The organism is Flavobacterium celericrescens, from assembly GCF_011392075.1.
In the GTDB taxonomy this organism is placed as follows: domain Bacteria; phylum Bacteroidota; class Bacteroidia; order Flavobacteriales; family Flavobacteriaceae; genus Flavobacterium; species Flavobacterium celericrescens.
The window spans coordinates 252,890-276,629 of record NZ_JAAJBV010000003.1; the positions used below are offsets into that span (position 1 = coordinate 252,890).

A 23,740-nucleotide genomic window follows, 5' to 3' on the forward strand; every position below is an offset into this window, starting at 1 on the left:
TCACTTTTAGAATTTCAAAATGAAAAACGTTGCCATTATCATGGGAGGTTACTCAAGCGAGTACAAAATTTCGTTAACTAGCGGAAATGTTGTGTTTAACAATATTAATCGTTCAAAATTTAATCCGTATCGCATTCATATTTTTAAAGAAAAATGGGTGTATGTAGACGAAAATGATGCCGAATTCCCAATCGATAAAAACGATTTTTCAGTAACCGTAAATGGTACAAAAATCAATTTTGATGTCGTTTTTAATGCGATTCACGGAACGCCTGGAGAAGATGGTTTGATGCAAGCGTATTTTGAATTAATCAATATGCCACAAACTTCTTGCGATTATTATCAAGCAGCTTTAACGTTCAACAAACGCGATATGTTATCAGTTTTAAAACCTTACGGAATCAAAACGGCTGAATCGTATTATTTGAATTTAGGTGATGAAATCAATGTTGATACAATTTTAGCGAAAGTAGGTTTGCCTTGTTTTGTAAAACCAAATAAATCGGGTTCGAGTTTCGGAATTTCTAAAGTAAAAACTACGGAAGAATTTCTTCCAGCTATTGAAAACGCTTACAAAGAAGACGACGAAATCATCATTGAAAGTTTCCTGGACGGAACTGAAGTTTCGGTTGGAGTTATAAATTATAAAGGAAATATTACCGTTTTACCAATTACCGAAATCGTATCCGAAAACGACTTTTTTGATTACGAAGCAAAATATTTAGGCAAATCAAAAGAAATTACGCCAGCCAGAATTTCGGACGAATTGAAAGTAAAAATCGAAACGGTTGCCAAAAGAGCCTATGAAGTATTGAAAATGAAAGGTTTTTCGAGAAGTGAGTTCATTATCGTAAATAATGAACCTCATATGTTAGAAATGAATACAATTCCAGGTTTAACTACAGAAAGTATTCTACCGCAACAAGCTCGTGAAGCCGGAATTTCATTACCAGAATTATTTGAAAATGCTATTGAATTGGCTTTAAAGAAGTAATAGATGGTTGAAATTCAAGTTCATCACAAACTACTTCAAACTGGAAAAATTAAGAATGGAATTTGTCCAAATTGTAAGAATAGAGATGATTTAGAATATAGAGTTTGCGGCGGAATAAGTCGAATTTTAATTGTTCCAACAGCTCCATTAAGAAGAATAACAAAAGTGTTTTGTAATTCATGTCAAAAAGAATTTAAATTAAAAGATCTTAGTGACGATATAAAACAAGCGGTTAAATATGAGAGAAGTAAAAACCCAATAAAAACACCTATTTGGCAATTTACAGGTATAATTATTTTACTCACAATACTAGCCTTTGGAATTTATACTGGTATTGAAATGACAAAACTTGAGAAAGAATATGTAAAATCACCTTTGAAAAACGATATTTATAAAACAAATATTAAAGGCGAATATTCAACTTTAAAAGTTTATAATGTTACTAAAGATAGTGTATATATATTATTGAATAAATTTTCTTTAGATAGTTACAAAGGTCTTGAAGAAATTAATATTGAAGAAAATTATTCAGAAATAAAAGTTTTATCAAAAAAAGAGTTACAGAAATTATACGATGAAAATCTGATTTACGAGGTTAATAGAGAGTAATTATGAAAAAAGCAATATTTCCAGGTTCATTTGACCCAATTACTAACGGACATTTTGATATTATCAAAAGAGGCGTTTCTTTATTTGATGAAGTAATTGTAGCCATTGGTGTCAATGCTGAAAAAAAATACATGTTTTCCTTAGAAGACAGAAAACGTTTCATTGAAGAAGCTTTCAAAGACGAACCAAAAGTAAAAGTCATCACCTACTCTGGTTTAACCATCGATTTATGTAAAAAAGAAAAAGCTGATTTCATTTTACGTGGATTAAGAAATCCAGCTGATTTTGAGTTTGAAAAAGCTATTGCTCATACCAATCGTGTCATGTCGAAAATAGAAACGGTTTTCTTATTAACAGCGGCTAGAACTTCGTTCATTTCTTCAAGTATTGTACGTGATGTATTGCGAAATGGTGGTGATATTTCGCAATTGGTTCCTGAATCGGTTTTGGATAAGAAATAAACTAGCTTTCAAACACTAGCAACTTTTCTTGGATAATTAAATTCGAAAAGCGAAATTCGGTATTAATCCATTCTAAAGTTTTGGGTTGATAGATGAAAACGTGGGTGAAATCATCTTTGTAATACCAATTTTCAAAAGGTTTTTGATTATTGAAAACTTCTGTTTTACAGTATAATTTTCCTTTCGGAAGTAATAAGCTTTTCAATAATTCAAATTCTTTGTAAGGTTGATGAAAATGTTCCATTACTTCGCAACACGAAACATAATCGTATTTTTGGTTTAAAAGTGATACATCATTCGCAAAGAACAAATCGTAATTCTGCACTTGGAAACCTTTATCGGTCAACATTTTAGCAATAACTGGACCCGTTCCTGAACCAAAATCCAAACCTTTTGCTCCTGGAGCGAAATCTTGTAAAACAGCATTTACAATAGGCGAAACAAACGCTTGATAGCGTTCGTCAAAAACATCATTATTGTGCTTTTCGTAATGTTCTTTCTCTTCTTCAGCGGTTAAAAAAGTATGTTTAGGTCTGAAAATGCCGTCGCAAGTATCACATTTGTAAAATAAATGCTTTGGTTTTTCGCAGAAAACACTTGAGATTCCGTTACATAATGGACAATTCAAATTCATTTTATCCTAAATTTATATCAAACGTAAATTGTCATTTCGACGCAAGGAGAAATCTCATAATTAAATTTACGTTATGTGATTCCTCCTTAGGTCGGAATGACAAAAAAGTTTACTCCTCCTCTTTCTTAATTACCTTTCTTGCTACTTCAATTTTATACTTCTTCCCTTTCATTTTTTCGTCTTTGATGTTTTGCAATAAAGATTTCACTTTTGGATATTTCACAGCTACAAACGAAATAAAATCTTTGACTTCGATTAAGCCAATATCTTCTTTTTCCAATTTTCCTTTTTGCGAAAAGAAACCTACAATATCAATTTTATTTAACTTATTTTTCTTTCCACCACTGATGTAAAGCGTTTGATACAATGGTGCTTTTGGCAACGATTTCGCATTAGAAACATCTAATCTACGTTTGCCATAATCGAAATAATCAGCTTTCTTTTCGGTTTCGTTTACAAGAACGTAAGCGGTTCCGGTGGCTAACATACGAGCCGTTCTTCCGTTTCTGTGGGTGAATTCGTCTTCTTTGGCAGGTAAATGGTAATGAATTACGTGATTCATTTCTGGAATATCCAAACCACGCGCACCTAAATCGGTAGTAATCAAATACGAAACACTGCCGTTTCTGAACTGAATTAAAGCTCTTTCGCGTTCGTCTTGGTCTAATCCACCATGATAAAACGTGGAAATAATGCCTTTTTGAGTCAACATATCATGAATACGTTCCACCGCTTCTCTATGGTTACAAAAAATAATCGCAGCTTCTGAATTCAAAGAACAAATTAATTGAAACAACGAATCAATTTTATCTTTCGATTTCGAAAATACGATACGAATATCTAAATTTTCATTTTGCTTTTCTTTCGGAATAAAATCCAACACTTTCGGATTAACAACCTTAGTATATTTCGGAATTTCCACACCTGAAGTTGCTGAAACTAAAATACGTTTGTTCGCTTTTGTAATTTTTCCAATGATATAAGACATTTCCTCATGGAAACCCAATTGTAACGATTTGTCAAATTCGTCTAAAACATAGGTTTTTACATTTTCGGTAGCAAAACTTCCTCGTTCAATATGATCGGCAATTCTTCCTGGTGTTCCAATTAACAACGCTGGTGGATTGCTTAAGTTTTTGAATTCCGTTTCTATCGAGTGACCTCCATAACACGTATTGACTTTGTAATGCGTACCCATTTTTTTCCAAACTTGCTCAATTTGCAACCCTAATTCGCGTGAAGGTACTAAAATTAAGCATTGCACACCTTTTATGTCTTCTCCTAATAATTGAAAAATAGGCAACAAAAACGCTAACGTTTTCCCCGAACCTGTTGGAGAAAGCAATAACACATTATCTTCATTCAAAATAGCATGTTGTGCTACTTCTTGCATTTTGTTTAAACTTTGAATACCAAGATTCAATAGTACATTGTTAGAATATGGATTTTGACTCATGCGGCAAAGATAAAGCCAATTAATTAAAAATTACGAATTATAAAATTCTACCTCAAAAAGATTCTTTATTTTTGAAAATCAAATACAAATCTGCTATGCGTTTTTTACAAATAAGTTTGCTTTTCTTATCGATTTCTGCGTTTTCACAAAACAATTTTACCACACCTTTTGAACGTGGCAATGGCAATCAATCCACTACTTATGAAGAATGTATTGCGTTTTATGAAAAATTAGACGAAAGTTTTGCCAACATACAAATGATTCACAAAGGCACAACCGATAGCGGAAAACCATTGTATCTGGTACTTTTTTCAAATGAAGGCAAATTTGATTTTGATGAATATTTTACTAAAAATAAAGCCGTAATTTTAATTAACAACGGCATTCACGCGGGCGAACCCGATGGAATTGACGCGACAATGATGTTAATGCGTGATTTGGCTATGGGAAAAATAAAAACGGCTAAAAACACTTTTATTGCGGCTATTCCGGTATATAGTGTGGGCGGCATGCTGAACCGAAATTCGCATTCCAGAGCCAATCAAAACGGTCCAGAAGAATATGGATTTAGAGGAAATGCGCGCAATTACGATTTGAATCGTGATTTCATTAAATCGGATACTAAAAATTCGAGAAGTTTTCAAAAATTGTTTACCGAATTAAATCCTGATATTTTCTTAGACAATCACGTTTCTAATGGCGCGGATTATCAATATACTTTTACATGCATTGCGACCCAACACGAACGTTTGGGAAACAAATTAGGCAATTATTTCATCAACGAACTATATCCTTCTGTGGTAAAGGATATGAACAAAAAGAAAATCGATGTGGTGCCATACGTGAATATTCACGGCGACATGCCTGACAAAGGTTTCGAGCAATTTACTGACACACCACGATATGCCACAGGTTACACGACTTTGTTTCACACTTTAGGATTTGTTCCAGAAACACACATGTTAAAAGTGTACAAAGAACGTGTGAAAGTGACTTATGAATTTATGGTCAGTACAATCAATTTCGCCGATACAAATTGGCAAAAAATCAAACAAATACGAAAAGATGCTTTGAACGAATATCAAGCTGGAATGCAATACCCATTAGATTGGGCAATTGATTCAACGAAAGTGTCTTATATTGATTTTAAAGGCTACCAAGGCGGTTACAAACCAAGCGATATTTCAGGAAAAAATCGTTTATTTTACGATAAAAGCAAACCGTTTACTAAGAAAATTCCGTTTTATGGCAATTATAAGCCTACGAAATTTGTAAATATTCCGAAAGCATATATTATTCCGCAATCGCAATGGCAGGTATTGGATATTTTAAAATTGAATAATATTAATGCACATCGTCTTCAAAAAGATACGGTTATTGAAGTAGAATCGTATAAAATTGAAAGTTATCAAACCTCAAAATCACCTTATGAAGGTCATTATGGACATTACAATACGAAAGTGTCAAAATCAATTCAAAAAGTACAGTTTTACTATGGTGATTATGTGTTTTACACCAATCAACCAGGCGTGAAATATTTAGTTGAAACTTTGGAGCCAGAAGCTGTGGATAGCTATTTTAACTGGAATTTCTTTGACCCAATTTTACAACAAAAAGAATATTTTTCGAGTTATGTTTTTGAAGATTTAGCCAAAGAATTCTTAGACAAAAATCCAAAAATAAAAGCCGAATTAGAACAAAAGAAACAAAACGACAAAGCGTTCGCTGAAAACGGCGCGGCGCAATTAGATTGGGTTTATAGACAATCTCCTTATTATGAAAAAGCGCATTTGCAATATCCGGTTTATAGAGTGAATTAGAGGAAAGAAGAAAGAAAAAAGAGGAAAGAAAAAAGACTGAAGATGAAAATTATTACTTGGAATTGTAATGGAGCTTTTAGAAAAAAATTTGAATCATTAACTGATAAAAATGCTGATATTCATATAATTCAAGAATGTGAAAATCCAGCTGAAACTAAAGATTTAAATTATAAGAATTGGGCATTAAATTATCTTTGGATAGGAGATTCTAAGAATAAAGGAATTGGAATATTTGCAAAAGAAAATATTGAATTAAAACTTCTTAATTGGTCTGATATTTATAAAGATCATAAAGTAAAACACTTTTTACCATGTAAGGTAAATAATGATTTCAATCTAATTGCTGTTTGGACTCATAAAAATAATTCTCCTAATTTCGGATATATTGGTCAATTTTGGAAATACTTACAAATAAACAAATCTCGAATGTCAAACTCAATTATTATTGGAGATTTCAACAGTAATTCTATTTGGGATCAATGGGATAGATGGTGGAACCATTCTGACGTTGTGAAAGAATTAAAAGAAATTGGTATTGAAAGCATTTATCACAATCGTGAAAAAGAGGAAAATGGTAAAGAGACTAAACCAACTTTTTATTTACATAGAAATTTATCAAAACCTTATCACATAGATTATTGTTTTGCTTCTAAAAATCATTTAGAAAAAACAAGCAATTTTGTAATTGAAAATTTTGAGAATTGGAAACACTTAAGTGATCACACCCCTATTATCATTACCTTCAAATAAAAAATCTCTTCTCTTTCTTCTTGTTTCTTTCTTCTAAAATCAAACCACCTTCTCTTCCTCAAACAACAACTTAATATTCTCGTACGAGTTCTCTAATAAAAATTTAATATTATCGGGATGCACCCACTCTACTTTATCGATGCCTTCATCGGCTTGGCCTTGAGGTGTGCCTTCATACTTGGTACGCATTTCAAACCATTGGGTAATTTTTAGTTTGTAGCGACCGTTGCGCTTAAAAATGTGATAGGTTTTTTGTAGCTTTTCAGTAATAACTAATCCTGTTACTCCGGTTTCTTCTTCTACTTCTCTAATAGCCGTTTCTTCAATGGTTTCGTTTTTCTCCATTCCGCCTTTTGCCAAATCCCATTTACCATTTCTAAAAATAAAAAGCACATCACCGTCTTTATTGTAAACCAATCCTCCACCCGCTTTTTCAACAGGTAACTTCGCGCGAAGCGTTTTCATTATCAATTTTTCATCAGGATGATACAGAAAGGCTTTCTGAATTTTATTCTGAAAAATTTTAACAATCAACTTCTTGATATCAACACTTTCCAATAAAAAAAGTTTGAAATCGGTTTCTTTTTGAACCTGATTTGTCAAAAAAAGTGGCTTATCGTTCACAAAAACTTTATACATTTGCAATATGATTTTTAATAACAACACAGCACAACAAACAGCCGAATTGCTTTTACAAATAAACGCAATTAAATTAAATTCTAAAAATCCTTTTACATGGGCTTCAGGCTGGAAGTCTCCGATTTATTGCGACAACCGCATAATCCTTTCATTTCCAGCAGTTCGCAACTACATCCGTGATGAATTTGCCAAACATATTGAAGAAAAATTTGGCAAACCAGATGTCATTGCAGGCGTTGCAACTGGCGCAATTGGAATTGGTATACTTGTTGCAGAAGCAATGGGACTACCTTTTGTATACGTTCGTCCAGAACCAAAAAAACACGGAAGACAAAATCAAGTAGAAGGTTTCTTGCAAAAAGGACAAAACGTAGTAGTTGTAGAAGATTTAATTTCAACTGGCGGAAGTAGTTTATTAGCTGTTGAAGCTTTACGCAACGAAGGTGCTAACATCAAAGGAATGGCAGCGATTTTTACGTATGGTTTCCCAGTTTCAAAAGAGCGTTTTGAAACGGCTAATTTGGATGTTTTCACGTTAAGTAATTACGAAAACTTATTACAAAAAGCAGTTGACAAACAATATGTTTCGGAAAACGAATTGGAAACATTAAGCGCTTGGAACGCTAATCCAGCGGAGTGGAACGTGGAAGTTTAGTTGGGATATGGAAGTTGGAAGTTGGGAGTAAAACTAACTTTTGATTTTTTTCTAACAACCTTTTAAACTCTTAACCTTATAAACCCATAAATAAAAAAATATGAACTTAGAAAGTCCAAAAGTAAACGTAGCAAAATCAGCTGAATATTTATTCAACGCTTTGAACGACGTAAAGAATTTCGAAAAATTAATGCCTGAAAATATCGCAAAATTTGAAGTAATCGATGAAAATTGCTTTGAATTCGGCTTAAAAGGAATGCCAGAAATTAAATTGGTAAAAAAAGGAGGAACTCCAAATTCGCAAATCGTTTTAGGAGCAGCTTCAAGCAAATTACCTTTCACTTTAACTGGAAATTTAAACGCAATTGACGCTGACAACACAGAAGTGCAATTAGCTTTTGAAGGCGATTTCAATCCAATGATGGCGATGATGATCAAAGGACCTATCACCAAATTTATTGAAACATTGGCTCAGAATATGGGGAAATTGTAGTTTCCTGAATAACTTATTAAACACGAATTACATGATTTAATTAATGTAATTCGTGTTTTTTTATGCTCTAAGTTCTCGATACGATTTCTAAAAAGTAAAAATTTGCATTTTTTCTTTTAAAAATCACTCGAAGTGACGGTAGAGTTATTATTGATTATTATTATATTTGGTAATCAAACGATAAAATATGTTATCAAAAACTACCTTCTTTTTTTTATTTCTTTCGTTAGTCGCAGAAATTATTGGCACAGTTGGAGGTTTTGGTTCTTCTGTATTTTTTGTTCCGATTGCAAATTTCTTTTTTGATTTTCATACAGTTCTTGGAATAACTGCCTTGTTTCATTTAGCCAGTAATTTGAGTAAAATTGCTTTATTCAGAAAAGGATTAGACAAAAAATTATTGCTTAACATTGGTATTCCATCCGTAATTTTTGTGATTGTTGGAAGTTACGCCTCAAAATATATACACACCACTTTTTTAGAAATTACTTTAGGAATTTTCTTAGTTGTCATGAGTTTATTTTTCCTAATCAAAGAAAATTTAGTCATCAAACCCGAGTTAAAAGAATCCATAATTGGCGGATCAATTTCTGGATTTGCAGCGGGTTTATTAGGAACCGGTGGTGCAGTTAGAGGAATAACAATGGCGGCTTATAATCTAGAAAAAAGCAAATTTATTGCCACATCTGCTGCAATTGATTTTTTGATTGATTTTACTCGCAGTTTCACTTATTTTCAAAATGGATATATTCACCAACACGATTTGTATTTGATTCCTTATTTGTTTTTGATTGGTTTAATAGGAACTTATATTGGTAAACGTATTCTGTATTATATTCCGCAAGAAAAATTTAAAAAACTATCACTGATTTTAGTTTTATTGGTAGGAATTATTACGATTATTGGCGTTTTTTATTAAAATTAAACTGTTTTCAAAGCCTCAATCAACAAATCAATATCTTCTTTCGTATTAAAATGGCTGAATGATATGCGTAAACTTGGTTTATTTGTTTCCTCAGCTGATAAAAATTCAGCTAAAACGTGTGATGGTTTGATACTTCCGCTTTGACAAGCACTGCCACGTGAAACAGCAATTCCTTTCATATCCAAAGTAAATAACAACATCGAAGTCTTTTCTTCCGATAAAGGCAATTGGATATTCAAAAGGTTATAAAAGGTATTCTCTCCATTGATTTTAACCTCTGAAAATACTTTTTTCAATTGTGAAAAACAGTAGTTTTTTAATTCAGAAATGTAATTGGTGTCGTTTTCTAAATTTGCGCAAGCTAATTCTAATGCTTTTGCCATTCCTACGACTTGATGAACAGCTTCGGTTCCAGCACGCATGCCTTTTTCTTGTTCACCTCCATAAAACAAAGGCTGTAACATCGAATTCTTTTTGATGTAAACAAACCCAATTCCTTTTGGACCATGAAATTTGTGAGCACTCGCAACTAAAAAATCAATTCCCAAATCTTGCACATCTAAACTCGTTTTTCCAATAGATTGCACCGTATCACAATGAAAAAGTGCTTTCGCATACTTGCACAAGTCCGAAACACGTTTGATGTCTAAAATCGTTCCTATTTCATTATTTACATGCATTAATGATACTAATGTAAACTCATCTACTAATAATTTAGCGGCTAAATCTTGATAATCGATATTACCTGTTGGTAAAACGGCAATATATTCCACTTGAATTCCAAACTCTTTTGCTAAATATTCAACCGTGTGTAACGTTGCATGGTGTTCGATTTTAGAAGTAATAATTCGTTTTATCCCCAAATCTTTAACTGCACTTCTCAAAACCCAATTGGTAGCTTCAGTAGCACTTGACGTGAAAATAATTTCTGAAGCTTGTGCATTTAGTAATTTCGCAATGGTTTTTCGCGCTGATTCTAATAACGTTTTTGCACTTCTACCAAAACTATGTGTAGAAGATGGATTTCCATAATCGTTTTGAAGCACATCCATCATTGCTGAAATTACTTCTGGATGAATTGCTGTGGTTGCAGCATTGTCTAAATACACTTTTTTCATTTGAGGCTTTTAATTGTTTTTAGGTCAAATAGAATTTGCACCAGAAATTGGAAAATAATAAAATTAATACAGTGCTCTTTTCAAGTTGCAAAGATACAAATCATTTTATTTTTGAAGTCTTAATTTCTATTTGCATCGAAATTAACAAACTTTAGCAAATTAATAAATTAAAACCTTTATTTTTGTTGCATAAATTCGATTAATAAATGAAAAAACTTATAGTTTTAGCAGCCTCTATTTTCATGCTACAAGCTTGTGATGATGGCGACATTACGTTAGAATCTTTTAATTTTGACACCGTTGCAGTTCAAAATTGTAGCGACAATAATCTTGTTTTTAAGATTAATGATAATGAGTTATTGCTTTTAAATATTCCGGCAGCTAGCTTTGCTAATGAAGAAACACCTGATGGAAGTCCAAGAATCGTAACTGTTAGCGGTTCAAATCAAATTATTTATAGATTATATTCTGGAGATATAGGTTCTAGTACAATTTGTTCTACTCTTCCTCCTGCCACTCCTGTTGTTGAAAAAGAATGGAATGCAACTGGTGGAACCATTGAGATTATAACTAACGCACTTTATGCTTCAGACGGAATTACCATAACGGGTTATACACACAATATTAAATTTGTAAATGTAAATTTTTCAAATTCGGACAACTCATTTAGTTTTACAGAATATATTTTTGGAAATTACGAAACAAATTAAGAGAATTCATTTTATAAAACTAAAGGACTATTCAAAATTGAGTAGTCCTTTTTTTTATTTCTTTAAGTGAAGTTCAAGTAAAATTTTAATCCAAAATCTTACTTTACATTTTGCTTAATATAAACTTCTGTTGCTCCCAAACCATATTTTTGATAGTTTGCATCTTGAAATGAAATGTTGTCATAACGTCCCAATAAAAAATCTAAATCGGCTTTCAAAACACCTTCACCAACACCATGAATAAATACCACTTTAGGCATCCTATTTTTGATTGCAAAATCAAGTTGACGTTTTGCAGTTTCAATTTGTAAAGTTAAAATATCGTAATTGCTCATACCTCTTTTTGATGGTACTAATTTTTCAATATGCAAATCAACTTCTAGGACAAATTCATCCTTACGAGACTTCTTTTCTTTGACAAAATTGCGCTTCTTAGGGGCTTCTTTATCTTTTAAAACAGAAGTTAAACTTTGAGTTGAGAAAAAACCACTTAAATCATTGGAATTATGTGTTTTAACTAATTCATTGACAAAAAATGTCATCGTAAATTTATCGGTAGTTTCTATCGAAATTTCATTGTTTTTTATTGCCACAACTCTTCCCGAAATTGCTTCATCCAAAACTTCAACCTTATCTCCTATTTCAAATTTCTGTGTCATTATCTTCGTCTTTTTTTGAAGGTATTTTTTTCATCAATTGGAATAACCCGTACATAAAAATTGCCATTGCTCCTATCATTAAATATTGATTAGGATTTGGTTTTGATTGTTCAATCATTGCAAAAATTCCAACAGCAGCAAACAATAAAATGTATAAAAATTGCTTCATTATATTTTTATTTAAGAATTCAAAAGTAGTCTTTTTTTTAGGTAAACTTTTAAAAGTAAAACCAAATTTTATCAAAACCTTGATTGAAAAAGATGGACGTGCTTTTCCAATTTAAATTTAATAACAACTCATTAACAAATCGTTTACAACACTTTTTTTGAGTTTGGCACGGCAATTGAAAATACCTAATCAAGCAACCTTTTTAGAAACGAATTTTAAAATGAAGTTGTTAGTTTAATCTTTAAATATTTGTATCATGAAAAAAATTACACTTTTAGTAGTAGCCAGCTTCATACTGGTAGGAAGTATGGCTTATGCGTCAGAAAACCCTGTTTTTTCTGACAAAACAGATAGAAGAGCTTATTCTATCGATTATAGAGATGCAGAACCTATAATTTTTAAAGAGCGAGGAATAGAATTCATGTTGTTTCCAAATGGAGAATTTGATTTTAATACAAGACCATCAGGACCAAGACATACAACAAACGGAACTAGTGGAGCTCCTGGAACAAGAGGATACTATGGCTCATCTGAAAGAGGTGTACGTGTTGAACACGACAACTTTGGTAGAGTAAGACGCGTAGGAAATGTATATATTAACTACGATGCCTTTGGAAGAGTAAAACGTATTGGAACAATTTACATGAGCTACAACAGCTTTGCTGTAACTAAAGTAGGAAACATGAGAATTGTATATGACAGAAGAGGAAGAATTGTTGATGTATATGGCTTCATAAACGCGACAAACAGCGGATACTACTACAATCCAAGAGGTACATACTATTCAAACGATCATGACGACTATGGATATGACAATGATGAAGACTATGATGATGAATACGATGAGAATGACTATTACTACTATCGCAAAGACGGAACAAAAGCAAAAATGTCTGATGAAGACATCAAAGAAATAAAAGTTGAAACTTTAGAAGTAAAAAAAGATAAATAATTGGTTGGTTAGTTTGTTTTTAAAAATCCTGCGGATTCTGGGAAGATGAAGCAGGATTTTTTTATTTAAACACCTTCTTAAAAACAGAATTCATCACAAAATTAATATCTGAAGATATCTTTAAATAATAACTTAATCCTAAATAAAAACCAGATACTAATATTGATTTTAAGGCGATATTTATCACAGGATGAAAATTAAAATCCCAAAAATAAAACACTAAAAAGCTAATTAATACTAAAAACAAAGAAATCAAAGTTTTGTTAGTAAAAGGAAATAATTTCATTTTTAAAACCACAAATAACAATTTGGCTAAACTGTATAAGGTAATTGCTATTAATGTCGCTAAGGCAGCTCCATTTAAGCCAAAATTAGGAATAAAATACATGTTCAATAACACAATGAGCACCACCAATAGCAACCCAAGAATTAAAACAGCTCTGTAATATTTTGAATTAAAAATAATCGCATTATTGTTTCCTAAAATCAAATCGAAATATTTTGACAATCCGATAGTAAATACAACAAATAAACCCTGACTGTATTCAACAGGTAACATCAAATATAATTGGTTAATATTTACTAAAATTCCTAGCAAAATCAATCCTCCAACTACTTGTAACGTTATGGATGATTTTTTATACAAATCGTTCAACTCTTGCCATTTATTTTCGCTCATTAGCTTTGCAGTGATAGGATACGTAATTTGATGCATAGCTCTACTTGGCACAGAAATAACCATTGCAATAAAAATAGCTACAGAATAATAAGCAATATTGTCAATCTTCATATAATGCTTAATCATGTATTTATCAATATCTAAAAGCATATTGGCAATACTTGCAGACAAAATGATAAAAACGGTATAGGTCAAAATTGACTTACTTTGTTTTGGAATTTTAAAATGCAGCACAATTTTCTTGACTTTATTTGCATAAAAAACAATCAATAGTAGACTTATTCCGTAAACTAAAACCAATGAATAAATAAAATCAGATGGTGTAATGTATTCAAAATATACTCCAAAAAGTAAAAGTGTAATTAATATTCGAACGAAAACTTCTTTGACAAAACTTCCAAAAACGGATTTCATGTGCGCGCGCAACCAAGCGTAAAAAATTTCAAAATAGCCCATAAAAATCCCAATTATCGGAATAATCCATACAAATGAATAAATTATTGGATTTTCTTGAGATTCGTAGACAGCAATTGTATCATAAAAGAGATAAAATAATACCATCAAAGGCACAATAAAAAACAACGGAACCAATAACATATACGTTATATAGCTGTTTAGTTCTTGCTCGGTTTTATTGTTCTCGTTGAAAAATTTTATTAGGGTATTTTGAATTCCAAAAGACATAATTGGATACAAAATATTTGCAGCAGACAATACATAGCCTGTTAATCCAAAATAATCTTTTCCTAAAAAATAAGGATACATAAACAGCGTATTCAACGCACCAATTCCAAACCCCAAAAAAGTAGTGATTGTGTTTTTAATTGATTGTTTAATGACAATTCCCATGTTTTGAAGTATGAATTTAGAATTTAGAATTCAGAAGTTTAGCTAACTTTTCAGTTAAGGATTTTCTGCTGTATTGTTGTAAACCAACAGGATACACTTTTAAATTATTTTGTTGAAACTGCTCAAAACACTTCAGAATTTGTTCTTTTAAAGCTTCTAATTCGTCATATTTGAAGAAAGTTCCTGTATTTGTTTCTTTTATAATTTGAGCGAAATCAGCATTTTCTGGTCCGATAGCGATTATTGGTCGTTCTGAAACCATATATTCAAATAATTTTCCAGGAATAATACATTTCGTTTCTTCTGAATCAATTTCTATAAGTAATAAAACTTGAGAACTTCTTTGCTCAATAATTGCTTCATTATGTGGTAAATATCCCAAATGTTTTACAAAACTATCCAAATGAAACTCTTGAATTGCTTGCAAAACCTCAGTACTCACAGCTCCTATTAATTTCAGTTGAAAACAATTAGCAAAATCGGCGTTTTCATGAACCAATTCTGACAAAGCTTTCCACAAAATTCTCGGATTTCTAGCCGATAAAAACGAACCAATATGTGCTAACGTAAATTTTTCATCCAACGGTTTTTTAACTACTTTCTCGACATCATAACCATTGGTAATCACTTCAATTGGCTTTGAAGTAATAGCTTTAAATTCTGTTTTTGTGGTTGGAGAAGTTACTAAAAGTTGGTCACAAGTCGTCATGACTTCCATTTCTAAATTTTTATGCTTTTTAGCTGCCCAAGAACTTAATTTTAATTGTTTGTGATAACCAATAGTTGTCCAAGGATCACGAAAATCAGCCAACCAAGTAATATTTAATTCTTTTTTTAATTGTAAACCAATCAAATGCAAACTATGCGGCGGACCCGTTGTAATGATGGTATCGATTTGATTGTCTTGAAGATATTGTTTCAAGAATTTAACTGAAGGTTTCACCCAAAACACTCGCGCATCTGGTATAAAAACGTTGCCACGAATCCAAAGCATTGCTTTTTCTACAAATGATTGCTTTTTTTGATTTGGAATAATTCCGGAACTGATTTTTTTAGTCTTATTTTTTGAAAAAACCGAAGCCAATCCGTAAGGTTCAAAAATCGGTTGTTTGATGATTAAAGCTTTATCTGAAACTTCACTCATTAATTTCTCATCAATCAAAGGATACGTTGGATTTTCTGGAATATAAACGTGAGGTTCTATATTAAAATCAGGTAAATATTTGACAAATTTCAACCAACGTTGTACACCTGGACCTCCTGCTGGTGGCCAGTAATACGAAATAATTAATACTTTTTTGGTTGGTTTCAAGCTGTATGTTTATTTTACCTATTATTTTTCTTATTCTCCAAATACACTCCTGTTCCTATTAATAAAAGCATTCCTATTGAACTTATTAAAGCAATTGTACTTCCTGTTTTTACTACTTGAGGTTCAAATTTAAATTCGATAGTGTGTTTTCCTGCTGGAACGTTTAAACCACGTAATACATAATTTACTCTAAAAATTGGCGTCTCTTTTCCATCAATTGTTGCTTTCCAACCATTTTGATAATACATTTCAGAGAATACTGCAAAACCATAATTTTTATTATTTGAAACGTATTTTAAATAATTTGGTTTGTGTGATATTAGTTGTATATTAGCTAAACTATCGATTCTAAATGGCAAAGACATTTCAAAGTTTTTTTCATCTTTTTCCTTCCTACTAACAGCTACTTCTTTTGTATTTATTTCATTCAACGCTTTAATTTCTTCATCTGCAGAATTCACTTTTTTTACTTTCTCCACAAACCAAGCATTACCATTCGCAAAAGGATTTGTAATTGGCACATCGCCTTGACCTGTTGGCACAATCACATATTTTACATTTAGCATATCCAAGATAGGATTGCTTTTTGTAAAAGTAAAGGTTTTAAAATCGATTGAACTTCCCAATTCATTGATGTTTTTTTCTACATTATAATCAAATAATTGATCAAATCGTCTTGGTCTTACCGCACTATAACCACCAACAGATTTATGAAAATATGACGTTCTAGCTTGCATTCTACCTTGAATTTCATATACTCTATAATTAGAAGTATCTTTCAAAATATGATTATCAACTTCAGTGGCTTCAAAAGGCATATCTACCTCGCGAGCACTTTTAAATTGGTCTGGATTATTATAAACATAACGCTTATCTACCATAAATAAATCGGCTACCATGAAAAACCCTACAACTACAATAGTCGTTGTTGCTGCTAATTTATTTTTGATAAATAACCAAAGTGCAATTGCGGCCACCGAAATTAATAATCCTGAACGCAATAAATCACTAGTATAAAAATTCATTCTATCTTCTTTAAGTGCATTGATAAAATTGATTCCAAAAGATTTATCTTGACTTTCGCCAAACATCTGAATCAATTGCTCATCCATGGCGCCAGAAAAATTAAAGACCCCTTTTGCTAAAAACAAAATTACTATCAAACCTAAACTGGTAGCAGTTGCTTTCCATAAACTAGACCATTGTTTTTCTTTTTCGGTTGAGAAAAACGACTGTAATCCCATGATAGCCATTACTGGAATACATAACTCCAACACTACTTGAATAGAAGAAACCGCACGGAATTTATCATAAAACGGAACAAAATCGATAAAAAATCGAGTCAAACCGTCAAAATTTTTACCCCACGAAAGCAATAATGATACAATTGCACCCGCAAGAAAAACATATTTTACTTTACGCTGATCATGAAATAATCCTAAAACTGCTAAAAAGAAAACTATGGCTCCAATATAAGCAGGTGCTGCTACAATTGGCTGATCACCCCAATAGGTTTTACCATAATACTCAACTGTTTGTAAAGCTTCAGCTGGAGTAGCTCCATAATTTAGTAAAAATGTATATAACGCAGATTCTTCTCCTAATGTTTCGCTATTGCCACCTCCAAAAAGCCTTGGGGCAATTAAATTAAAACTTTCGGCAATTCCATAACTATATTCTGTAATGTATTCATGTTCCATTGCGGAATTTGTAGTGTTTTTAGAACCATCAGGCTTAAACGTTAGTTCACTTTTTCCACGAATACTAAAATCTGTATATTCTGCTGTGGCCATTAAATTAGTAGCATTTGCTCCTAAAGCTAATATTCCTGCTATCGCAAAAACTCCAAATGTTTTGCCTAAATCTAAATATTCCTTGTTTTTAACTGCTATAACAATATAATAAACTGCCATAATTGCCAATAAAAACAACAAATAATAGGTCATTTGAAAATGGTTTGCATTAATTTCTAATGCAGCGGCTAGCATCGTTACTAATCCTCCTATAATGAATCGCTTTTGAAAAACCAATAAAACACCTGCAACAACCATTGGCATGTATGCAATTGCGTGGGCTTTAGCATTATGTCCAACACCTAAAATTATGATTAAATAAGTTGACAAACCAAAGGCCAAAGCTCCAAAAAAAGCTTTCAATGGATCAACTTTTAACACCATCAATAAGACATAAAATCCAAGAAAATAAAGAAATAAATAGTCAGCTGGACGCGGTAAGAAACGTAAAATATCATCTAATGCACCAATGGCATCATTTGGATATTTTGCGCCTAACTGATAGGTTGGCATTCCTCCAAAAGCACTATTGGTCCAATACGGTTCTTCATTTGACTCTTTTCTAAAATCATTTTGCTCCTTTGCCATACCTGTATATTGAACAATATCAGATTGGAAAATTTTATCACCTTGTAAAACAGGATAAAAATAGATAATTGATACTAAAACAAATCCGATAAGTACCAGTAAATGAGGAACTACTTTGTTGATTTTTTTCATTGGAATTATAATAAAAATAATAAGGTGCTAAAGTAACTAAAAAAAGGATATTGTTAAAATATCCTTTTAGTTTATGGGCAAAATACGATTATTTTATTTCTTCATAATCAATATAATCGCCAACAATTTTCTTTTCCTTTGGTTGTGATTGTGTTGCTTGAGAAGTGTTATTTTGTTGTTGCTCTTGTTGTTGTCTATATTGTTCTTGCATTTTTTCTTGCATTTTATTCACTGCTTTTTGCATTAATATAGGAGCAAAAATGCGCATCAAAAACTTGAACAAATAATAACATAAAATGATGATTGCTATGGTTCTTAACAAACTTGAGCCTGAAGCCATTTCCATATAAAACTGTTTTAAAATTCAAAAATACAGATATTGGTTGGTAAAACTTCAAAATTGTTTCTTAAAATTATTATAAAATAACTATTTTTGAAGATAAATTAAATTATATGAAGTCTCTACAAACACTTTTAGTTCTAGGATTATTGAGTAGCTTTCAATTAACTAATGCTCAATTTACTGACGATATTAACTCAAACCGACCTGGAAGATCTATGATGGCTTTTTCTGTTGGAAAATCTGTATTTCAAACAGAAACTGGAATAAATTATGTAAATGAAAATCATAACACGCTAGACTACAAAGCTAGTGGTTTCATGGCTGAATTTGATTTGCGTTGGGGACTATTTTTTGAACAATTAGAATTAATTGGTGAATTTCAATATCAAAATGATAGCTATACTTCAGACATAATTGACAAAAACAGAAGTGCTTTGAAAAAAACATTGTTTGGAGCAAAATATTTAGTTTACGATCCGTTTAAAAACTATGAAGAAAAGCCAAACTTATACAGCTGGAAAGCAAACCATCGTTTTAAATGGAGACAAATGATTCCAGCAGTTGCTGTTTATGGAGGAGTTAACTTAAACTTTTCAGACAATCCGTTCAATTTTGCACCTGTTGATATTGAAGAGCCTAAAATTAGTCCAAAAGCAATGTTGATAGCGCAAAATCATTTCGGAAGTCGTTGGGTTTTAGTAACAAACATTGCATATAATAAAATAGGAACCGATTTTGCAAGTATTGATTACATTCTTACTTTAACAAGAGGTTTCAACAAACAATGGTCTGGTTTTATTGAAAATCAAGGATTTATGGGCGATTATTATTCCGATGGTGTATTTAGAATGGGTGCAGCCTATTTATTCAATAAAGACATGCAAATTGACGCTTCAATTGGAAAAAATTTAAAAGGAACTCCAAATCTTTTTACAGGTGGAATTGGTTTTTCATGGCGTTTTACCAAAAACTACAAAGAAGTTAAAATAGAAAAAGACAATGGTAGTAAAATGGATAAAAAAATGAAGAAAAAAGGCGAAAAAGAAGCAAAAAAACGCAAAGATGCAGTAGAAGAATAAAATGATAACAATTAAAGAAGCACTTACCAAAAAAGAAATGAAAGATTACGTGATGTTTTCTTTCGAATTATATAAAAATAACCCATATTGGATTCCGCCAATAATTGCAGAAGAATTAGAAACTTTTGATAAGACTAAAAATCCTGCACTACAAACTGCAGAAGCGCATTTCTATTTAGCCTATAAAAACGGGAAAATTGTTGGAAAAGTAGCTGCAATTATCAATTGGGAAGAAGTAAATCTATTAGAAAAAAGAAAAGTTCGCTTTGGTTGGTTTGATGCAATTGATGATATTGAAGTCACTAAAGCGCTTTTAAGCAAAGTTGAAGAATTAGGAAAAAAACACCAAATGGATCACATGGAAGGACCAATGGGTTTTTCTAATTTAGATAAAGTAGGTGTATTGAGTGAAGGCTTTGATGAAATGGGAAATATGATTACATGGTATAGCTTACCATACTACATTACTCATTTTGAACAACTTGGACTAGCAAAAGAAAAAGAATATCAAGAAAGTATATTTTCTTTTAGTAACATTGACCCAACTACTTTTCAGAAATTTAGTGAACTTGTAAAACAACGTTACAATTTAAAGTCTTTGAATTTTACTAAGACAAAAGACATTATGCCTTATGTGGATAAAATGTTTGATCTGTTTAATGAAACATACTCAAAACTCCAATCATTTGTTCCAATAAATGATATTCAGAAGAATTATTTTAAAAAGAAATACATCAGTTTTATCAATCCTGAATTTATAAAATTCATAATGGATAAAAACGATAATATGATTGCTTTTGCAATAGTAATGCCGGGTTTTGCTCAAGCACTAAAAAAAGCTAATGGTAAGTTATTTCCTTTTGGTTTTTACCATTTATTACAAGCTAGAAAACATTCAAAAGAAGTAGTTTTTTATTTAATTGGTGTTACCCCAGAATATCAAAGTAAAGGTGTAACTGCTATTATTTTTGACGAATATTATAAAGTATGTCAAGCCAAAGGGATTGAAACTTGTATAAGAACACCTGAATTAGAGGAAAATCATGCAATCCATAATCTATGGAAAAACTTTAACACGAGAGTTAATAAACGTAGAAGAACGTATAGAAAAGAGTTATAAAAAAAGGGATTCAATTAGAATCCCTTTTTAATTATATAATAAATAAATTACTATTCTACATTTTGCACACTTGCTTCAGCAATTTTAGCATACGTTCCGTTTACTAATTTTTCACGGATAGCTTCAAAAGCTGTTAATGTTTCATTAATATCTTCAATTGTATGCGAAGCAGTAGGAATCATTCTTAATAAAATGATACCTTTTGGAATTACTGGATATACAACAATTGAAAGGAAAATTCCATAATTTTCACGTAAATCATTTACCATAATCATGGCTTCAGGAATTGAACCTTCTAGATATACAGGTGTAATACATGTATTTGTATCTCCAATATTAAATCCTTTTTCTTTTAATCCGTTTTGTAATGCGTTTACGTTTACCCATAATTTATCTTTAATTTCAGATGAATTACGTAACAATTCTAAACGTTTTAACGAACCAATTGTTTGAATCATTGGTAACGCTTTTGCAAACATTTGCGAACGTAAATTATATTTTAAATAATCAATAATATCTTTATCTGCAGCTACAAAGGCTCCAATATTAGCCATTGATTTTGCAAAAGTTGAAAAATAAACATCAATTCCATCTTGACAACCTTGCTCCTCACCTGCACCAGCACCTGTTTTTCCTAATGTACCAAAACCATGTGCATCGTCAACTAATAAACGGAAATTGTATTTTTCTTTCATGGCTACAATTTCTTTTAGTTTTCCTTGTTGTCCACGCATTCCAAATACACCTTCAGTAATGAAAAGAATTCCTCCACCTGTTTCAGTAGCCATTTTAGTAGCACGTTGCAGGTTTTTTTCCATACTTTCTAAATCATTATGTTTGTATGTAAAACGCTTACCCATGTGTAAACGAACACCATCAATGATACAAGCATGAGAATCTACATCATATACAATAATATCATTCTTAGTTACTAAAGCATCAATAATTGACACCATACCTTGGTAACCAAAATTTAATAAATAAGCTGACTCTTTCATTACAAAAGCAGCTAATTCTTTTTCTAATTGTTCATGAAAATTAGTGTGTCCACTCATCATACGAGCTCCCATTGGGTAGGCTGCTCCATATGCAATTGCAGCTTCCGTATCTGCTTTTCTAACTTCTGGATGATTAGCTAATCCTAAATAATCATTTAAACTCCAGTTTAAAATATTTTTCCCTTGAAATTGCATTCTTGGTCCTAGTTCTCCTTCTAATTTAGGGAATACAAAATATCCTTCTGCTTGTGAAGCCCATTTTCCTAACGGACCTTTATTGTTCTGAATTCTTTCGAATAAATCTTTTACCATGATATTTAATAGGTGTTAAAAACGAGACAAAAGTATAAAGAAAAAAGTTTTTATTATAATTTATTGTGTATGAAAATTTATAGCTATAAAAATAATTAGAAAATCTTCTTGTTTATTTCATAAATGGCCTTACATTTGCACCGAACGACACAGAAATGTGGTTACACGTTCATCATAAAAGTCGGGGGCTCCACCTCGGCTTTTGTACTTTTATGACATTAGATACCTCATTAATTTCTCTCAAATAAATCTAAAAAAATTTTATTTCTAATATAAAAAACATATTTTTACAACATAACAATATGTCTATTAGTACAAATAAAATTGCATGAAAAAAATTATTTTAACCACTCTTGGGCTTACACTTTTTTTAGTTAGTTGCTCTACTACTCAAAAAACTGCTTCAAAAACAGTTGATGTTAATGTGTATAAAAACACCATAACGCCTGCCGATTTAAGCAAACACCTTTATATTATTGCAGATGACAATATGGAAGGAAGAAATACTGGAGAACCAGGTCAAAAAAGAGCCGGAGAATATTTAATTAATGAATACAAGAAGATTGGAGTAAGCTTTCCTCCTGGCGCAACAGATTACTATCAAAAAGTACCTTCTGAATTTATGAAACGTGGATTTGCTCCTAAATTAAATGATTCAGAAAACATTTGGACATTTATTGAAGGTTCAGAAAAACCAGAAGAAGTTTTAGTAATTTCAGCACATTACGACCATGTAGGAATGAAAAACGGCGAAGTTTTTAATGGCGCTGATGATGATGGATCTGGTACAGTAGCTTTATTAGAAATTGCACAAGCATTTAACGAAGCTAAAAAACAAGGATTTGGACCAAAACGTTCAATTCTATTCTTACATGTAACGGGTGAAGAACATGGCTTGCATGGGTCTAGATTTTATTCAGAGAATCCATTATTTCCAGTAAAAAACACAATTGCAGATATTAATATTGATATGATAGGTCGTCGTGATACTTTACATCCAAATACAAATAATTATATTTATGTAATTGGTTCTGATAGATTAAGTAGCGAATTGCACACTATCAATGAAGAAGTTAATGCAAAATACACACAATTAGAATTAGATTATAAATACAATGATCGTAAAGATCCTGAGCGCATTTACTATCGTTCAGACCATTATAATTTTGCTAAAAAAGGCATTCCAGCTATTTTCTTTTTTAATGGTATTCATGCAGATTACCATCAATCTTCTGACACACCAGACAAAATTGAATATGATGCTCTTGCTAAAAGAACGCAACTAGCATTTGTACTAGCATGGGAATTAGCCAACCGACCTGAACGAATTAAAGTAGATAGAGATGGTAAATAATCATTCAATCTAAAAAATATTAACTCCGAAATTATTTTTTTCGGAGTTTTTTTTAGCCTTGATAGAAGTGGCATCCTTTTTGTTTTTTCTTTAAAAACAAAAAGATAGAACGAACAGCAAGAATTTGCTCCAAAAAA

The 23,740-nt window shown here is 31.5% G+C and carries 24 protein-coding genes; 13 read left to right on the forward strand and 11 right to left on the reverse strand.

Annotated elements, in window-relative coordinates; genetic code table 11:
• The first annotated feature begins 19 nt into the window (after positions 1-19).
• Genes G4L40_RS05995 through coaD form a run of 3 tightly spaced genes read left to right on the forward strand, consistent with a single transcriptional unit; the run spans position 20 to position 2,064 of the window.
• Complete coding sequence (locus G4L40_RS05995) at positions 20-994, forward strand: D-alanine--D-alanine ligase (RefSeq protein ID WP_166236293.1); 975 nt, start codon at positions 20-22, stop codon at positions 992-994.
• A 3-nt stretch (positions 995-997) separates the two neighbouring features.
• Entirely contained in the window at positions 998-1,603 is a 606-nt protein-coding gene (locus G4L40_RS06000) for a hypothetical protein (protein ID WP_166236294.1), read from the forward strand.
• A 2-nt stretch (positions 1,604-1,605) separates the two neighbouring features.
• Positions 1,606-2,064 carry a pantetheine-phosphate adenylyltransferase gene (gene coaD, locus G4L40_RS06005; RefSeq protein ID WP_111567539.1) on the forward strand — a complete coding sequence of 153 codons (459 nt, stop codon included), beginning with the start codon at positions 1,606-1,608 and terminating at the stop codon, positions 2,062-2,064.
• Position 2,065: 1 nt separating this feature from the next.
• Here the strand turns inward: coaD and G4L40_RS06010 are convergent, their stop codons facing one another.
• Complete coding sequence (locus tag G4L40_RS06010; protein ID WP_166236295.1) at positions 2,066-2,698, reverse strand: class I SAM-dependent methyltransferase; 633 nt, start codon at positions 2,696-2,698, stop codon at positions 2,066-2,068.
• Positions 2,699-2,807: 109 nt separating this feature from the next.
• Complete coding sequence (locus tag G4L40_RS06015; RefSeq protein WP_166236296.1) at positions 2,808-4,154, reverse strand: DEAD/DEAH box helicase; 1,347 nt, start codon at positions 4,152-4,154, stop codon at positions 2,808-2,810.
• A 95-nt stretch (positions 4,155-4,249) separates the two neighbouring features.
• On the opposite strand from G4L40_RS06015, the gene G4L40_RS06020 reads away from it, so the two are divergent.
• Together G4L40_RS06020 and G4L40_RS06025 are read left to right on the forward strand one after the other, a co-directional pair.
• Positions 4,250-5,974, forward strand: coding sequence for a M14 family zinc carboxypeptidase (locus G4L40_RS06020; RefSeq protein WP_166236379.1), 1,725 nt, complete (start codon positions 4,250-4,252; stop codon positions 5,972-5,974).
• A gap of 42 nt (positions 5,975-6,016) precedes the next feature.
• Entirely contained in the window at positions 6,017-6,724 is a 708-nt protein-coding gene (locus G4L40_RS06025; RefSeq protein ID WP_166236297.1) for an endonuclease/exonuclease/phosphatase family protein, read from the forward strand.
• Between the two features lie 39 nt (positions 6,725-6,763).
• On the opposite strand, the gene G4L40_RS06030 is transcribed toward G4L40_RS06025, so the two are convergent.
• Positions 6,764-7,363, reverse strand: a complete 600-nt coding sequence (locus G4L40_RS06030; RefSeq protein WP_166236298.1) for an NUDIX hydrolase — start codon at positions 7,361-7,363, stop codon at positions 6,764-6,766.
• Between the two features lie 7 nt (positions 7,364-7,370).
• Here G4L40_RS06030 and pyrE point away from each other — a divergent pair, with 7 nt between their 5' ends.
• The 3 genes from pyrE (at position 7,371) to G4L40_RS06045 (ending at position 9,430) form a co-directional block, all read left to right on the forward strand.
• Positions 7,371-8,018 (forward strand): orotate phosphoribosyltransferase, encoded by a 648-nt coding sequence (gene pyrE, locus G4L40_RS06035; RefSeq protein WP_166236299.1) that lies wholly within the window; start codon positions 7,371-7,373, stop codon positions 8,016-8,018.
• A gap of 100 nt (positions 8,019-8,118) precedes the next feature.
• Positions 8,119-8,511 (forward strand): hypothetical protein, encoded by a 393-nt coding sequence (locus tag G4L40_RS06040; protein ID WP_026725027.1) that lies wholly within the window; start codon positions 8,119-8,121, stop codon positions 8,509-8,511.
• 187 nt (positions 8,512-8,698) lie between these two features.
• Positions 8,699-9,430 (forward strand): sulfite exporter TauE/SafE family protein, encoded by a 732-nt coding sequence (locus tag G4L40_RS06045; RefSeq protein WP_166236300.1) that lies wholly within the window; start codon positions 8,699-8,701, stop codon positions 9,428-9,430.
• A gap of 2 nt (positions 9,431-9,432) precedes the next feature.
• On the opposite strand, the gene G4L40_RS06050 is transcribed toward G4L40_RS06045, so the two are convergent.
• A complete protein-coding gene (locus tag G4L40_RS06050; RefSeq protein WP_166236301.1) occupies positions 9,433-10,554 on the reverse strand; it encodes a cysteine desulfurase family protein in 1,122 nt (373 codons plus the stop codon).
• Between the two features lie 206 nt (positions 10,555-10,760).
• Between G4L40_RS06050 and G4L40_RS06055 the strand changes: the two genes are divergently transcribed.
• Positions 10,761-11,264 carry a hypothetical protein gene (locus tag G4L40_RS06055; protein WP_166236302.1) on the forward strand — a complete coding sequence of 168 codons (504 nt, stop codon included), beginning with the start codon at positions 10,761-10,763 and terminating at the stop codon, positions 11,262-11,264.
• A gap of 98 nt (positions 11,265-11,362) precedes the next feature.
• On the opposite strand, the gene G4L40_RS06060 is transcribed toward G4L40_RS06055, so the two are convergent.
• Together G4L40_RS06060 and G4L40_RS06065 are read right to left on the reverse strand one after the other, a co-directional pair.
• A complete protein-coding gene (locus G4L40_RS06060; protein ID WP_166236303.1) occupies positions 11,363-11,923 on the reverse strand; it encodes a Smr/MutS family protein in 561 nt (186 codons plus the stop codon).
• On the reverse strand, positions 11,907-12,092 hold the full coding sequence (locus G4L40_RS06065; protein WP_166236304.1) for a cell envelope integrity protein CreD: 186 nt from the start codon (positions 12,090-12,092) through the stop codon (positions 11,907-11,909). Before G4L40_RS06065 ends, G4L40_RS06060 begins: the two co-directional genes overlap by 17 nt.
• Positions 12,093-12,348: 256 nt before the next feature.
• On the opposite strand from G4L40_RS06065, the gene G4L40_RS06070 reads away from it, so the two are divergent.
• Positions 12,349-13,044 carry a hypothetical protein gene (locus tag G4L40_RS06070; RefSeq protein WP_166236305.1) on the forward strand — a complete coding sequence of 232 codons (696 nt, stop codon included), beginning with the start codon at positions 12,349-12,351 and terminating at the stop codon, positions 13,042-13,044.
• A gap of 61 nt (positions 13,045-13,105) precedes the next feature.
• On the opposite strand, the gene G4L40_RS06075 is transcribed toward G4L40_RS06070, so the two are convergent.
• The 4 genes from G4L40_RS06075 to G4L40_RS06090 form a co-directional block, all read right to left on the reverse strand.
• Positions 13,106-14,572: a lipopolysaccharide biosynthesis protein gene (locus G4L40_RS06075; protein WP_166236306.1), complete on the reverse strand. Its 1,467-nt coding sequence runs from the start codon at positions 14,570-14,572 to the stop codon at positions 13,106-13,108.
• Positions 14,573-14,588: 16 nt separating this feature from the next.
• Positions 14,589-15,884 (reverse strand): glycosyltransferase family 4 protein, encoded by a 1,296-nt coding sequence (locus G4L40_RS06080; protein ID WP_166236307.1) that lies wholly within the window; start codon positions 15,882-15,884, stop codon positions 14,589-14,591.
• Between the two features lie 14 nt (positions 15,885-15,898).
• Positions 15,899-18,397 (reverse strand): YfhO family protein, encoded by a 2,499-nt coding sequence (locus tag G4L40_RS06085; RefSeq protein ID WP_166236308.1) that lies wholly within the window; start codon positions 18,395-18,397, stop codon positions 15,899-15,901.
• Positions 18,398-18,485: 88 nt separating this feature from the next.
• Positions 18,486-18,743 carry a DUF4834 family protein gene (locus G4L40_RS06090; protein WP_166236309.1) on the reverse strand — a complete coding sequence of 86 codons (258 nt, stop codon included), beginning with the start codon at positions 18,741-18,743 and terminating at the stop codon, positions 18,486-18,488.
• A gap of 107 nt (positions 18,744-18,850) precedes the next feature.
• On the opposite strand from G4L40_RS06090, the gene G4L40_RS06095 reads away from it, so the two are divergent.
• Positions 18,851-19,819, forward strand: a complete 969-nt coding sequence (locus G4L40_RS06095) for a transporter (protein WP_166236310.1) — start codon at positions 18,851-18,853, stop codon at positions 19,817-19,819.
• Position 19,820: 1 nt separating this feature from the next.
• Positions 19,821-20,939: a GTP cyclohydrolase gene (locus G4L40_RS06100; protein ID WP_166236311.1), complete on the forward strand. Its 1,119-nt coding sequence runs from the start codon at positions 19,821-19,823 to the stop codon at positions 20,937-20,939.
• Between the two features lie 50 nt (positions 20,940-20,989).
• On the opposite strand, the gene G4L40_RS06105 is transcribed toward G4L40_RS06100, so the two are convergent.
• On the reverse strand, positions 20,990-22,249 hold the full coding sequence (locus G4L40_RS06105; protein ID WP_166236312.1) for an aminotransferase class I/II-fold pyridoxal phosphate-dependent enzyme: 1,260 nt from the start codon (positions 22,247-22,249) through the stop codon (positions 20,990-20,992).
• A gap of 328 nt (positions 22,250-22,577) precedes the next feature.
• Between G4L40_RS06105 and G4L40_RS06110 the strand changes: the two genes are divergently transcribed.
• A complete protein-coding gene (locus G4L40_RS06110) occupies positions 22,578-23,603 on the forward strand; it encodes a M28 family metallopeptidase (protein ID WP_166236313.1) in 1,026 nt (341 codons plus the stop codon).
• The last annotated feature ends 137 nt before the right edge of the window (positions 23,604-23,740 follow it).